Here is a 12,736-nt window from a genome sequence, read left to right as displayed (position 1 = left end):
GGAGCACACGCCATGACCGATGGAACCAGCACGTCAGCCACCGACGACCACGTCTACCTGACCCTCTCCGAGGCGTCCCCGGAGCCCGAGGGCGAGGCCCGCTGGGCGTACGGGACGGGCTTCGCGGACCCGCTGCTCGGTGTGGACACCGCGCTGCCGCCGGGGATCGACGGTAGCGACCTCGGCACCTACTGTCTGATGCTCGGCGACGACGCCCTGATCCTGGCCCAGCGGCTGACCGAGTGGTGCACCCGGGCCCCCGAGCTGGAGGAGGAGGTCGCACTCGCCAACCTCGGTCTCGACCTGCTCGGCCAGGCCCGCCTGCTGCTCACCCGGGCCGGCCAGGTGGACGGCACCGGCCGCACCGAGGACGACTACGCGTACTGGCGTGCGGAGCACGAGTTCCGCAACGTCCGCCTGGTCGAGACGCCGAACGGCGACTTCGCGCACTGCGTCGCCCGGCTGCTGCTCTTCGCCACCGCCCGCCACGCGCTCTACCAGCGGCTCAGCGGCCACGCCGACCCGGTGCTGGCGGCCGTCGCGGCGCGCGGCGTCAAGGAACTGGCCTACCACCGCGAGTACGCCACCGCCTGGACGCTGCGGCTCGGCGACGGCACCGAGTACTCGGCCCGGCGGATGCAGACGGCGCTGGACGCCCTCTGGCCGCTGCTCGAGGAACTGTTCACCCCGCACCCGGTGGAGCTGCGGCTCGGCGTGGATCCGGCGGAGCTGCGCGAAGGCGTGCTGAGGGAGCTCGGCGAGGTGATCGCCGAGGCCCGGCTGACCGTGCCGCAGGCCCCGCCGCTGGCATACGTCGGCGGACGGGCCGGCCGCGACGGCGTCCACACCGAGGCGCTCGGCCCGCTGCTCGCCGAACTGCAGGTGGTGGCCCGCGCACACCCGGGGGCGACCTGGTGATGACCGCGACCTCGCGCCACGACCCGGCGCAGCGCACCGCGTCCGCGACCACCGTGCCTGCGACCGCAACGTCCACGCACACCGCGCCCGCCGGTACCGCGGGTCCGGGAACCGCCTGGGAGATCGCGGCGGCCGTGCCCGACCCGGAGCTGCCGATGCTCACCCTGGCCGACCTCGGCGTGCTGAGCGGTGTCGAGGAGGCGGGCGGCACCGTCACGGCCTGGCTCACACCGACCTACTCGGGCTGCCCGGCGGTCGCCGAGATGGCCGCCGACGTGGACGCCCGGCTGCGCGCCGCCGGTTACCCGGAGGTCCGGGTCCGGCTGCGCCTCGACCCGCCGTGGTCCACCGACCTGATCACCGAGGCCGGCCGCCGCAAGCTGGCCGAGGCGGGGATCGCCCCACCGCAGCCCGGGCCCGCCCGCCCGGGTGTGCTGCGGCTCGGGCCGACCCGGCGGTCGGTGCACTGCCCGCAGTGCGGCTCCGCCGACACCGAGGAGTTGTCCCGCTTCGGCTCCACCGCCTGCAAGGCGCTCTGGCGCTGCCGCAGTTGCCGTGAGCCCTTCGACCGGATCAAGGAGATCTGAATGTCCGTCCGCCGACCGGCTTTTCACGAGCTGTCCATCGGGGCGGTGGAGCCGCTCTGCGAGGACGCGGTCGCGGTCACCTTCGAGGTGCCGCCGGAGCTGGCCCCCGAGTTCGCGTTCCGCCCGGGCCAGACGCTGACGCTCCGCCGGATCGTGGACGGCGCGGACGAGCGCCGCTCGTACTCGATCTGCTCGCCGGTCGGCGGACCGCTGCGGATCGCCGTCCGGGAGGTGCCCGGTGGGCTGTTCTCGCGCTGGCTGGTGCGCGAGGCGGCGGTCGGTGACCGGGTCGAGGTACTGCCGCCGTCCGGCCTGTTCAGCCCCGAACTGGGCGTTCCCGCACGGCATGTGCTGCTCGCGGCCGGTTCGGGGATCACGCCGATGCTGTCCATCGCGGGCTCGGTGCTCGCCGCGCACGAGGGCTCGGAGGTCACCCTGCTCTACGGGAACCGGCGCAGCGACACGGTGATGTTCGCCGACGAGCTGGCCGATCTGAAGGACCGCCACCTCGGCCGCTTCCAGCTACTCCACGTGCTCTCCCGGGAGACCCGTGACGCCGAGCTGCTCAGCGGGCGGCTCGATCCGGAGCGGGTCAGGGCCCTGGTGGAGGCCCTGGTGGACGTCGAGCACACCGATCACTGGTGGCTCTGCGGCCCCTACGGCATGGTGGCCGGCGCCAAGGAACTGCTCGCCGAACTGGGCGTTCCCGCCGAGCGGGTGCACCAGGAGCTGTTCCACGCCGAGGACGAGCCGGTCGCCGAGCGTGTGGACGAGGACGGTGCGGTGGACGGCGCGTCGAGCGAGGTCACCGTGGTTCTGGACGGCCGTTCGGGCACCTTGGCCCTCCCGCGCGACCGCTCGATCCTGGACGGGGCCCAGCGGGCCAGGCCCGACCTGCCGTTCGCCTGCAAGGGCGGCGTCTGCGGCACCTGCCGGGCGCTGGTCACCGAGGGCGAGGTCACCATGCGCCGCAACTTCGCCCTGGAGGACAAGGAGGTGGCCGCCGGCTACGTCCTGACCTGCCAGGCCCGCCCGGTCTCCGACCGCGTCACCGTCGACTTCGACCGCTGACCGGCCGCGTCGACGAGCCCCGGTCCGCCCCCGCCGGGCCCGGTTTTCCAACCGGCCTGACGATCACTAGGGTTCCGCCGTGACCGAACGTGAGACCGGGACGAGCTGTGGGACGAGTTCGTCAGGGAATTCGAGAAGAACAACGCGATACGGGAGCCCAGCGCGGCTGAACGCACGGACGCCGGGCAGGCCGCGGCCGCACAGGCGCCGCAGCACCGGCGGCGTTGGCTGAAGCCGGTGGCGGTTCTGGGCGGCCTGGCGGTCGCGGCCGGCCTGGTGGCGTACCTGGCCTGGTCGGCCCACCCGGTGGGGCAGACGGCGGCGCCCGCGCCGACGGCCACAGCCCACGCCCCGGCGGCCCGCTCCGGGGCGCCGTCCACGATGACCCTGGCAACCGCGACGGTGCCGCTCTCCGTCTTTCCGGACCAGGTCCAGGGCTTCACGCGGGTGGCCGAGACCACCAACCCGAAGTGCACCGGGGCGGACACCGTCGGGCCCACCCTGGCAGGGCTGATCACGCAGAGCCACGGCTGCCTCGGCGTCGACCTGGCGTACTACAAGGACGCCGACAACAACGAGTACAACCTGGCGCTGTTCACCATGAAGGACCCGGTGGACGCGGTGCACGTGACGATGGCGCTCAGTGCCGACCCCACCGACTTCCAGGTGGCGGTCCAGCTTCCCCCGGATGGTTCGGGACTGCGGGCGCTGCCGGCCGACAGCGGCTTGGTCCAGCAGTTCGCGGGCATGGGGAACGCGATGCTCGTCGGGATGGCCCAGTGGTCCGACGGCCACAGCGGCGACTTCCAGCATCTGGAGGACCGGCTCGCGCCGCTGGTCAACGCCGTGATCGGCCGGGTGCACAACTGACGCCGCTGCCGAGACGCCCGGTCAGGACGGCCGCACCGCTATGAGGGCTGCACCTCGACCCTGGCACCGGACGGTTCGCCGAGCAGTTTCACGATGGCGTTGACGGCGGCCCGTCCGGCCCGGTTCGCGCCCACGGTGCTGGTCGAGGGGCCGTAGCCGTCCAGGTGGACGCGGGGGTCGGCGGTGGCCCGGATCACGCCAATGAAACATCGGCTGCGGCGGATTCCTTCCCACATCGCGCCTGGCCGGGGAGGTTCCTGGCGAGCTCGCCAGGTCCCGGGACGGGCCGGGACGAGCGGAGAGGGTGCTGCCGCGCGGGAAGCACCCTCTCCGGACGAGTCAGGGTCAGGACGCCGGGGAGATCACCACGGCCGTGCCGTAGGCGCAGATCTCCGTTCCGAGGTCGGCCGCCTCCGTGACGTCGAACCGCATGCCCAGCACCGCGTTGCCGCCGCGCGCCTTGGTCTGCTCGATCAGCCGCTCCATCGCCTGGTTGCGGCTGTCCACCAGAGTCTTCGTCAGACCCTTCAGCTCACCGCCCATCAGGGACTTCAGCGAGGCGCCGATCTGGGTGCCGATGTGGCGGCTGCGCACGGTCAGGCCGAAGACCTCGCCGATCACCCGGTCCACCCGGTACCCGGGGACGTCGTTGGTGGTGACCACCAGGACCGCCGAGCCCTGCTCCTGCCCGCCGCCGTACTCTGCAATGTTGCTCATACCGCCATCCTGTCCTACCGGGTGGAACGCCACGCCGAGGACACGGCCGAACGGGCGGACAATCTTTCGGAACAGGCAGAAGATCCTCTCACTGCACCGGTGAACCGCCACCCGAAAAAGCCGTACGGTAGCCCCATGGGCGAGCGAAACGATCATCCACAGGGGCCGGGCGCGGCGGAGGACTCCGGAGTGCCGGAGGTGGAGGCCACCGTGGTTCTCGGTATCCGCATCACCGACTGGCCCGCGCTGCGCGCCGCCGCGCGGGCGGTCGTCGAGGACCTGGACTTCGACGGCGTGGACCCGGAGGGCCAGCGCGCGGCGCTGCTGCGCGAGGTCTCCGAGGACGCCAACGCGGCGCTCGGGGCGCTGCTCCATCCGGACCGGCTGGTCTCCACCATCCCCGGCGTAGAGGCGCTCGGCGGCACCCTGGAGATCAGCGTCACCGAGGACTTCGCCCCCGACTTCGCGGAGCTCTTCCCGCTGGAGGCGGAGGAGAGCGGCGGAGCCGTCGGCGACTGGACCCTCACCCCGCGCACCGCGTGCCTGCTGCACACGCAGCTGATCACCCTGGCCGACGCCGCCTACGACGACCTGGACGAGCACGAGGACGAGCCGGTCATCGAGGAGGAGGAGCACGACTGGGCCGTCCTCGCCCGCCTCCCGCGCCGGACCTGGGGCATGCACCGCAGCTGGCGCCGCGCGCTGGCGAGGACCTTCGACGACCTGGCCGAGGACCTGGCGCTCGGCGAGTGGCCGCTGCCGCGCTGCCTCGCCGAGGAACTGGCCCTGCGGCTGGCCCTGGTGGACGCCCGTGAACTGCTCGGTGCCCAGCCGCAGGCGGTCGCCGACATGATGGGCGACCTGCCGGTGGACCTGTACGACTACGACTGGGACGGTTGCGTGGACGAGCTGTTCGGCGTCTACGGCCCGGACGACGGCGACCCGGACCTGGACACCACCGACCGTACCGATCAACTCCTCGCCGCCACCCACCCGGAAGGCTGGTTCCTGCCGTACGAGGACGCGGAGGAGCGCGACCCCGCGCGCGGCTACCGGCGCTGAACGGCGTCGCCGCTGAACGGCGTCGGCACTGATCCGGCGGACTCGCGCCGGCCCTCCCGGGGCGGCCCGGGGGCCCGGCGGGAGAGCGGAGGCGGCCTGGCATCCTGGTGAGGTGACCTCAGCCAACGAAGCCGACAACCTGGCGGCCGACACCCCGGCCGCCGTCGAACCGAACGACGGCGGCCGTAGCGCGCTCGCCGAGCCGGAGCGGGCCGCGGCCGATCCCCGCGACGACCGCCCGCAGTACGTGCTGCCACTGCTGGTCCGGCTGGAGCGGGCCACCCCGCCGGGGCGTACCGACGCGCTGGAGACCTCGGCGCGCGCGGTGCTGGCGCTGCTCGCCGACGAGCGGGTCACCGCCGCCGAAGGGGAGTGGGCCGAGCGGGTCGCGGCCTGGGAGGACGCCCGGATCCGCAAGGTGGTCCGGCGGGCCAGGGGCGGCGAGTGGCGCAAGGCGAGCGAACTGCCGGGCATCACGGTGGCGGGGGAGAGCGCCGAGGTGCGGGTCTTCCCGCCGATCCCGCTGGACGGCTGGCCGAAGGAGCTGGCCAAGCTCCAGGTCTCCGGTACCGATCTCGACGACGTCGAGCCTCCGGCCGAACCCGCGCCCGGGGTCCCGGTGCTGTGGCTCAACCCCGAGCTGGAGATGAGCGCGGGCAAGACCATGGCGCAGACCGGGCACGCCGCCCAGCTGGCCTGGTGGCGGCTGGACGACACCCAGCGCAAGGAGTGGGCCGAGGCCGGGTTCCCGCTCGCCGTCCGTACTGCGAGCCCCGCCGACTGGGGTCGGCTGGCCGGCGGCGGCCTGCCGGTGGTGCGTGACGCGGGCTTCACGGAGATCGCCCCCGGGAGCTGTACCGTGGTCGCCGAACATCCGGCGCTGCGGGAGAGCTGACGAAGAGTCAACTGATCGGCCGATCCGTGCAACCCGCGACCGTCCGTGCGCGTATTTCCGGAAAAGGGATATCCACCTCTATCCAGGAGACGGAACATGCGACGTTGGACCACGGTGCCCGTGGCACTCGCCCTCGCGGTGGCGGGGGCGGCGGCGGTACCGGCCGTGGCCTCGGCGGCCACCCGGCCCGCGGCGGCCCAGTGCGCGGCTGACTGGGGCAGTCTGCCGAAGAACGACTCCTCATTCACCTCGAACCAGTTGGTGAACATCCGTACCGGGCAGAACCCCTGCTACGACCGGCTGGTGTTCGATGTGCCCGGCGCGTCCGACAGCCGCCGGGTCGGTTACCACGTCCAGTACGTGGACCAGTTGCTCCAGCAGGGCTCCGGTACGCCGATACAGGTCAAGGGCGGGGCCGTCCTCGAGGTCGTGCTCAACGCGTCCGCCATGGACTTCGGCGCCGGCAAGCCGAGTTACCCGGGCCGGGTCGGGCAGCCGCTGCCCGGGGTGGACCTCACGGGCTACCGCGCCTTCACCGACGCCCAGTTCGCGGGCAGCTTCGAGGGCTACACGCAGCTGGGCGTCGGTGTGCGGGCCCGGCTCCCGTTCCGGGTCTTCCAGCTCGACGACCGGTTGGTCGTGGACGTGGCCCACGACTGGGGTGCCACCGGCTGACCGTGAACCGCCCCCGGCGGTTCACGGTCAGCCGGACGCCTTGGGGGCTGCCACGGGGCAGCCGCCGGGAGGCGCGTCTGTCGGTGCACGCACCTCCCGCCCGTGTCGACAACTACCAAGCGCGCATGAAATGTGACGTTCGGTGCCGGAAGTTGACCGGTTGGTCGGGCGACCGGGGCCCGACCTCAGGCCGGGTAGGCGTGGGTCTGGGCGGCCTTGACGGTGGCCCAGACCGTGGCACCCGGGGCCAGGTCGAGTTCGGCGGCGGCGGCCGGGGTGAGGTCGGCGGCGAGCGGGAGTGCGCCGGTGAGGTCGACGCGCACCTGGTCGCCGTGCAGGTCGAGACCGGCCACCTCCAGTTGCCAGACGTTGCGGGCGCTGGAGCTGGGGCGAGTGCGGTGCAGTGTGACGGCCGCGGGCGGGAAGGCGACGAAGGCGGGCCCGGCCAGCTCCTCGGCGGTGGCCAGCTTCTCGCCGTCCGGCAGGGTGACGGTGTGCCCGTCGGCCCTGCCCTGGTAGAGGTTGAGGCCGACCAGTCGGGCGATGTAGTCGGTGCGCGGGTGGCGGGCGATCTCGGATGGTGTCCCGGTCTGCACCACCCGGCCGCCCTCGATCACCACCAGGCGGTCGGCCAGCACCATCGCGTCCAGCGGATCGTGGGTGACCAGCACCGCCACCGCCTCGAACTCGGCGAGCCGGCGGCGCAGTTCTGCCCGTACTTCCAGCCGGGTGCGGGCGTCCAGCGCGGCCAGCGGCTCGTCCAGCAGCAGCAGACGCGGCCGCACGGCCAGGGCGCGGGCGAGCGCGACCCGCTGCGCCTGGCCGCCGGAGAGCGCCCGGGGCTTGCTCCCGGTGTGCTCCGCCAGGCCCAGGCGCTCCAGCCAGGGCCTGGCCTGGGCGCGGGAGGTCTTCTTGTCCACGCCCCGGCAGCGCAGGCCGAAGGCGACGTTGTCGAGGGCGCTCAGATGCGGGAAGAGCAGGTAGTCCTGGAAGACCACGCCGACCGGGCGGGACTCGGCCGGGGTGTGCAGGCCGGTGGCCGGGTCCTCCAGGGCGGTGCCGTCGAGGCGCAGGTGCCCCTCGGTGAGGGGGAGCAGGCCGGCCAGCGCGCGCAGGGCGGTGGACTTGCCGGCGCCGTTGGGCCCGAGCAGTGCCAGGACCTCGCCGGCGGCCGCGGTCAGCGGGAGGTCGAGGCGGAAGGTGCCGCGGTCGATCCGCAGCTGGGCGTCGAGGGCGGGAGGCGGGGTCATCGGCTGTTCTCCGTCAGGTGGAGCTCTCGGTGGGGCGGGTGGACGATCGGCGGCACGGGGGCCGGGCGGCTCCAGGAGTGCAGCGAGGGGCGGTGCGGGGCCCGGCCGTGCAGGAGGGGCGATCGGGCGGCGCCCCGGGCTTTGGCCGCACCGCCTTCAGGGCGTTGCCATCCAACGGTCGCGGAGACCGGCGAGGACGGTGATCGAGACGGCGAGCAGGACCAGGCTGAGCGCGATGGCTGCCTCCGGGTCGGACTCCATGGCCAGGTAGACCGCGAGGGGCATGGTCTGGGTCTGGCCGGGGAAGTTGCCGGCGAAGGTGATGGTGGCGCCGAACTCGCCCAGCGCCCGGGCCCAGGCGAGCACCGCACCGGCCCCGATGCCGGGCGCGATCAGCGGCAGGGTGACCCGGCGGAACGCGGTCAGCCGGGAGGCGCCCAGGGTGGCGGCGGCCTCCTCGTAGCGGGGGTCGGCGGCGCGCAGTGCGCCCTCGACGCTGATCACCAGGAACGGCATCGCGACGAAGGCCTCGGCCAGCACCACGCCCGAGGTGTGGAACGGCAGGGTGATCCCGAAGGCCGAGTCCAGCCAGCGGCCGACGATGCCGTTGCGCCCGAGGACCAGCAGCAGGGCCACCCCGCCGACCACCGGCGGCAGCACGAGCGGCAGGGTGACCAGCGCCCGGATCAGCCGGCGGCCCGGGACATCGGTACGGGCCAGCAGCCAGGCCAGCGGCACGCCGACCAGCAGCGAGAGGGCGGTTGCCGCGGTGGCGGAGATCAGCGACAAGCGCAGTGCGTCCCACACCTCGGTGCTGGAGAGCCGTGTGGGCAGCGAGCTCCACGGCGTCCGGACGAGCAGCCCGACCAGCGGCAGGACCAGGAAGGCCAGCCCGAGCAGGGCGGGCAGCAGCAGGGCGTACGGGATGCGCGCGGAGCGCCGCCGCGCCCGCGGCCGTGGAGAGACGGCCGGGTCGGGCGCGACGGCAGCGGGCGGGGTGGGGCTCACGGTGCCTGGAAGCCCGCCGCGGTGAGCATCTGCCCGGCCTCGGCGGACTGGACGTAGGCGACGAAGGACGCCGCGCCGCCCGCGTTGGGCGCCTTGGTGAGGGCGGCGATCGGGTAGTCGTTCACGGCCTTGGCGGCCTCGGGGAAGTCCACACCGTCGATCTTGCCGGCGTCGGCCCGGACGTCCGTCCGGTACACCAGCGAGGCGTCCACCTCGCCGAGCTCGACCTTGGTGAGCGCGGCCTTGACGTCCTGTTCCTGGGTGACCGGGGTGAGGCTGACGCCGGCCGCGTTGAGCGCGGTCAGGGCCGCCGAGCCGCACGGCACCTGCTTCGCGCACAGGGCAACCTTCAGGCCGGAGCCGGCCAGGTCCTTGAGCGAGGCGATGTGCTTCGGGTTGCCCTTGGGGACCGCGATCTCCAGGGTGTTGCGGACGAAGACCTTCGGCTCGCCCGCGGCGTCCTTGGCGTCGGTGACGGTCTTCATGGTGGCCGGGCTGGCGGCGGCGAAGACGTCGGCGGGGGCGCCGGAGACGATCGACTGGGCGAGGGCCGAGCTGCCGCCGAAGTTGAACTTGACCGTGGTGCCCGGGTGCGCGGCCTCGAACTTCTTGCCGAGGTCGGTGAAGGTCCCCTGCAGTGAGGCGGCGGCGAAGACCGTGATCGTGCCCGACACCTTGGACGGCGAGGCGGACGAGGCGGACGAGGAGTCGCCCCCGCCGGACGCGTTGCTGGAACCGCCGCTGCCGCAGGCGCTGAGCCCGGTGACGAGGGCGAGGGCGGCGACGGCGGCGATCGCGGTGCGGCGCAGGATGGTGGTCATTCGGCGGTCCCCTCTGCCGCGCCGCGGCGGACGCGGGAGTTCGTACGGTGAGGCGATCATAGTGCCGCAGTTGCGGCTCCAGTAACCGCTGTCTCATTGCACAGGCCAGGCTCGACCGCTGGTCATGCCCGCATGTGCGAAGAGTCAAACCGGCTGGTCGGAAAACCCCTGGCGCCGGGTCCGGGGCGCCCGCCAGAGTGGTTCTCGCTCGACTTCCGAGCATTCCGACGACTTCGTTCCGAAACGGGGAGGACGAAACCGCCATGTCCACACTGCGGGTCACCGCCGAGCGCCTGACCATCCTGGAGCACCCGAACGCGGACGCCCTGGAGCTGGCGCAGATCGGCCTCTACCGGGCGGTCGTGCCCAAGGGGGCCTACCTGACCGGGGACTTCGCGTGCTACATCCCCGAGCAGTCGGTGCTGCCGCCGGAGCTGATCGAGGAGTTGGGGCTGACCGGCCGGCTCGCCGGCAGCAAGGCCGACCGGGTCAAGGCGGTACGGCTGCGCGGCGAGCTGTCGCAGGGCATCGTCTGCCGCCCCCGGGCCCTGGCCGGGGTCGATCTGGCGCAGGCGGCCGAGCAGGGCACGGACTTCGCGGAACTGCTCGGCATCACCAAGTGGGCGCCGCCGGTGCCGACCATGATGAGCGGCGAGGTCGAGTCGGCGCCGGACCTGCTGCCCTGGGTGGACATCGAGAACCTCAAGCGCTTCCCCGAGGTCTTCGAGCCGGGCGAGCCGGTGGTGGTCACCGAGAAGCTGCACGGCAGCTGCTGCCTGCTCACCTTCCACGCCGACACCGGCACCGTCCAGGTCTCCTCGAAGGGGATCGGCGCACAGGGACTCGCGCTGAAGGAGGACGAGCGCAACCTGTACTGGCGCGCCGTCCGGGCTTACGGCATACCGGAGTTGGCCGCCCGGCTGGCCGAGCGGCTGGGGGCGAGCCGGGTCGGGATCTTCGGTGAGGTCTTCGGCGAGGGCGTGCAGGACCTCGGCTACGGGGCGTCCAGCCGTACCGAACAGCCGCCCGGGTACGCGGCCTTCGACGTCTCGGTGGTGATCGACGGCCAGCTGCGTTGGCTGGACGCGCCCCGACTGCTCGCGGGTGAGCTGCCGTTGGCCCCCGAGTTGTGGCGCGGCCCGTTCGACGCGGCTCGGGTGCTGGAGCTGGCCGAAGGCAAGGAGACGGTCTCCGGCCGCCGACTGCACACCAGGGAGGGCGTGGTGGTCCGGCCGGTGGCCGAGCGGTACAGCCCGGTCCTGGGCGGCCGGGCGATCGTCAAGGCGGTCGGCGGCGGCTACCTGACCCGCAAGGGCGGCACCGAGTACGAGTGAGTACGGCCGGGCGCGGCCGTGATCGCGGCCGCGCCCCCGTGAGCCCCTTATGTACTGACGGATGCTCGGATAGCTTGAGCGGGCGCGAACAGTCGTCCCAATCGGAGCATCCATGCCTGCTACTCGAATACCCGGACCGGCCGGACTTCCGCTGATCGGTTCCATGCTCGACCTCCGCCGCGACCCGCTCGGGGTGTACCTGGACGCCCGCCGGAACCACGGCGGCGTGGCCCGGATCAGCGCCGGACCGCCCGGGGTGCGCGCGGAGTTCTACCTGGTCTCATCACCGGAGGGCGCCCAGCAGGTACTGGCCACCCAGGCGGCGAACTTCCGCAAGGAGAACGCCATCTACCAGGAGATCAGGGAGAGCTTCGGCAACGGTCTGCTCACCGCGCAGGACGACGACTACCGGCGCCAGCGCCGCCTGGTGCAGCCGCTGTTCACCCAGCGCCGGGTGAACGGCTACGCGGACGCGATCGGTGTGGAGGCCGAGGCCCTGGCCGAGCGCTGGACGGCGGTGGCGGGCGGAGCAGCCGACGGTGTGGTGGACGCGGTGGAGGAGATGTCGCGGTTCGCACTGCGCACCGTGGCCCGGATCCTGTTCGGCGCCGACGTGGAGGACGCGATCAGGGCGGTGCGCAGCAGCTTCCCCCTGCTGGGTCACTACACGGTCTCGCGCGGCTTCTCGCCGGTCCGCATCCCGCGCGACTGGCCGACCCCCGGTAACCGGCAGGCGATGGCGGCCAAGCGGGAGCTCTACCGGGTCTGTGACGAGATCATCGCCCGGCGGCGGACACGGGACGGCGAGCGGGAGACGGACGACCTGCTCGGGCTGCTCGCGGCCGCGCGCGGTGAGGACGGTGAGCAACTCGACCCCGCCGAACTGCGCGACCAGGTTCTCGTCTTCCTGCTGGCCGGGCACGAGACCACCTCCACCTCGCTCACCTTCGCGCTGCAACTGCTCGGACTGCACCCCGAGGAGCAGGCCCGGGCCCGGGCCGAGGCGGACGAGCTGCTGGGCGACGGTCGCCGTCCACGGGCGAGTGATCTCGCCGAACTGCCATATCTGACCCAGGTGTTGAAGGAGGCGATGCGGCTCTACCCGGCGGCTCCTGCGATCGGACGCCGCTCGGTGGCCGAGTCCGTGGTGGACGGGGTGGTGATCCCGGCCGGTGCGGACGTGCTGGTCGTGCCGTACTCGGTGCACCGCCACCCGCTGCACTGGGCGGAGCCGGAGCGCTTCGACCCGGAGCGGTTCACCCCCGAGCGCGAGGCCGCCCGGCACCGGTACGCCTGGTTCCCGTTCGGCGGTGGGCCGCGGGCCTGTATCGGGCAGCACTTCTCGATGCTGGAGTCGGTGCTCGGACTCGCGGTCCTCCTGCGGGCGTTCGAGGTGGAGACGGTGGACGCCGCGGTCCAGCTCGGCCAGGGCGTCACCCTGGAGGTGCGGGGGCCGGTCAGGATCCGGCTGACGCCGCGGCAGCGCGTCGGCGGGGCGCGTGAAGCGGTACCGGCGACCGAGTAGTGC

14 protein-coding genes are annotated in these 12,736 nt (G+C 73.0%); 9 read left to right on the top strand and 5 right to left on the bottom strand.

All coding sequences use genetic code 11. The features are described 5' to 3' along the window. The first annotated feature begins 12 nt into the window (after nucleotides 1-12). The 4 genes from paaC (at nucleotide 13) to ABD369_RS15815 (ending at nucleotide 3,446) form a co-directional block, all read left to right on the top strand. Entirely contained in the window at nucleotides 13-918 is a 906-nt protein-coding gene (gene paaC, locus ABD369_RS15830) for a 1,2-phenylacetyl-CoA epoxidase subunit PaaC (protein ID WP_344637030.1), read from the top strand. Next, entirely contained in the window at nucleotides 918-1,505 is a 588-nt protein-coding gene (gene paaD / locus ABD369_RS15825; protein ID WP_344637029.1) for a 1,2-phenylacetyl-CoA epoxidase subunit PaaD, read from the top strand. Before paaC ends, paaD begins: the two co-directional genes overlap by 1 nt. After that, entirely contained in the window at nucleotides 1,506-2,576 is a 1,071-nt protein-coding gene (gene paaE, locus ABD369_RS15820; RefSeq protein ID WP_344637028.1) for a 1,2-phenylacetyl-CoA epoxidase subunit PaaE, read from the top strand. A gap of 237 nt (nucleotides 2,577-2,813) precedes the next feature. Further along, a complete protein-coding gene (locus ABD369_RS15815) occupies nucleotides 2,814-3,446 on the top strand; it encodes a hypothetical protein (RefSeq protein ID WP_344637027.1) in 633 nt (210 codons plus the stop codon). Between the two features lie 38 nt (nucleotides 3,447-3,484). On the opposite strand, the gene ABD369_RS15810 is transcribed toward ABD369_RS15815, so the two are convergent. Both ABD369_RS15810 and ABD369_RS15805 read right to left on the bottom strand, forming a co-directional pair. Next, complete coding sequence (locus ABD369_RS15810; RefSeq protein WP_344637127.1) at nucleotides 3,485-3,643, bottom strand: hypothetical protein; 159 nt, start codon at nucleotides 3,641-3,643, stop codon at nucleotides 3,485-3,487. A 148-nt stretch (nucleotides 3,644-3,791) separates the two neighbouring features. After that, nucleotides 3,792-4,163, bottom strand: coding sequence for a YbjQ family protein (locus ABD369_RS15805; protein WP_344637026.1), 372 nt, complete (start codon nucleotides 4,161-4,163; stop codon nucleotides 3,792-3,794). 135 nt (nucleotides 4,164-4,298) lie between these two features. Here ABD369_RS15805 and ABD369_RS15800 point away from each other — a divergent pair, with 135 nt between their 5' ends. The 3 genes from ABD369_RS15800 to ABD369_RS15790 all read left to right on the top strand — a co-directional run bounded on the left by ABD369_RS15800 (nucleotide 4,299) and on the right by ABD369_RS15790 (nucleotide 6,795). Beyond that, nucleotides 4,299-5,225 carry a hypothetical protein gene (locus ABD369_RS15800; protein WP_344637025.1) on the top strand — a complete coding sequence of 309 codons (927 nt, stop codon included), beginning with the start codon at nucleotides 4,299-4,301 and terminating at the stop codon, nucleotides 5,223-5,225. A gap of 112 nt (nucleotides 5,226-5,337) precedes the next feature. Beyond that, a complete protein-coding gene (locus ABD369_RS15795) occupies nucleotides 5,338-6,120 on the top strand; it encodes a peptidyl-tRNA hydrolase (protein WP_344637024.1) in 783 nt (260 codons plus the stop codon). 96 nt (nucleotides 6,121-6,216) lie between these two features. After that, a complete protein-coding gene (locus ABD369_RS15790) occupies nucleotides 6,217-6,795 on the top strand; it encodes an AMIN-like domain-containing (lipo)protein (RefSeq protein WP_344637023.1) in 579 nt (192 codons plus the stop codon). Nucleotides 6,796-6,980: 185 nt separating this feature from the next. Here ABD369_RS15790 and ABD369_RS15785 read toward each other — a convergent pair whose 3' ends face one another. From ABD369_RS15785 to modA, 3 genes are all read right to left on the bottom strand, one after another. After that, entirely contained in the window at nucleotides 6,981-8,045 is a 1,065-nt protein-coding gene (locus ABD369_RS15785; RefSeq protein ID WP_344637022.1) for an ABC transporter ATP-binding protein, read from the bottom strand. A gap of 156 nt (nucleotides 8,046-8,201) precedes the next feature. Then, the gene (locus ABD369_RS15780) at nucleotides 8,202-9,053 is read right to left on the bottom strand and encodes an ABC transporter permease (protein ID WP_344637021.1); all 852 of its coding nucleotides are present in this window, start codon (nucleotides 9,051-9,053) and stop codon (nucleotides 8,202-8,204) included. Then, a complete protein-coding gene (gene modA, locus ABD369_RS15775) occupies nucleotides 9,050-9,874 on the bottom strand; it encodes a molybdate ABC transporter substrate-binding protein (protein WP_344637020.1) in 825 nt (274 codons plus the stop codon). Before modA ends, ABD369_RS15780 begins: the two co-directional genes overlap by 4 nt. Before the next feature lie 263 nt (nucleotides 9,875-10,137). On the opposite strand from modA, the gene ABD369_RS15770 reads away from it, so the two are divergent. Beyond that, on the top strand, nucleotides 10,138-11,208 hold the full coding sequence (locus ABD369_RS15770; RefSeq protein ID WP_344637019.1) for an RNA ligase (ATP): 1,071 nt from the start codon (nucleotides 10,138-10,140) through the stop codon (nucleotides 11,206-11,208). Nucleotides 11,209-11,320: 112 nt separating this feature from the next. Next, nucleotides 11,321-12,733, top strand: coding sequence for a cytochrome P450 (locus tag ABD369_RS15765; RefSeq protein WP_344637018.1), 1,413 nt, complete (start codon nucleotides 11,321-11,323; stop codon nucleotides 12,731-12,733). The last annotated feature ends 3 nt before the right edge of the window (nucleotides 12,734-12,736 follow it).

Source organism: Kitasatospora cystarginea (genome assembly GCF_039533515.1).
Taxonomy (GTDB): Bacteria; Actinomycetota; Actinomycetes; order Streptomycetales; family Streptomycetaceae; genus Kitasatospora; species Kitasatospora cystarginea.
This window is presented reverse-complemented; position numbering and strand designations above follow the sequence as displayed.

What these genes read in the sequence shown, in the direction of transcription:
- paaE (WP_344637028.1), top strand. Translation starts at nt 1,506, where the DNA reads ATGTCCGTCCGCCGACCGGCTTTTCACGAGCTGTCCATCGGGGCGGTG.
- ABD369_RS15785 (WP_344637022.1), bottom strand. Translation starts at nt 8,045, where the DNA reads ATGACCCCGCCTCCCGCCCTCGACGCCCAGCTGCGGATCGACCGCGGC.
- ABD369_RS15805 (WP_344637026.1), bottom strand. Translation starts at nt 4,163, where the DNA reads ATGAGCAACATTGCAGAGTACGGCGGCGGGCAGGAGCAGGGCTCGGCG.
- paaC (WP_344637030.1), top strand. Translation starts at nt 13, where the DNA reads ATGACCGATGGAACCAGCACGTCAGCCACCGACGACCACGTCTACCTG.
- ABD369_RS15770 (WP_344637019.1), top strand. Translation starts at nt 10,138, where the DNA reads ATGTCCACACTGCGGGTCACCGCCGAGCGCCTGACCATCCTGGAGCAC.
- modA (WP_344637020.1), bottom strand. Translation starts at nt 9,874, where the DNA reads ATGACCACCATCCTGCGCCGCACCGCGATCGCCGCCGTCGCCGCCCTC.
- ABD369_RS15800 (WP_344637025.1), top strand. Translation starts at nt 4,299, where the DNA reads ATGGGCGAGCGAAACGATCATCCACAGGGGCCGGGCGCGGCGGAGGAC.
- ABD369_RS15790 (WP_344637023.1), top strand. Translation starts at nt 6,217, where the DNA reads ATGCGACGTTGGACCACGGTGCCCGTGGCACTCGCCCTCGCGGTGGCG.
- paaD (WP_344637029.1), top strand. Translation starts at nt 918, where the DNA reads ATGACCGCGACCTCGCGCCACGACCCGGCGCAGCGCACCGCGTCCGCG.
- ABD369_RS15765 (WP_344637018.1), top strand. Translation starts at nt 11,321, where the DNA reads ATGCCTGCTACTCGAATACCCGGACCGGCCGGACTTCCGCTGATCGGT.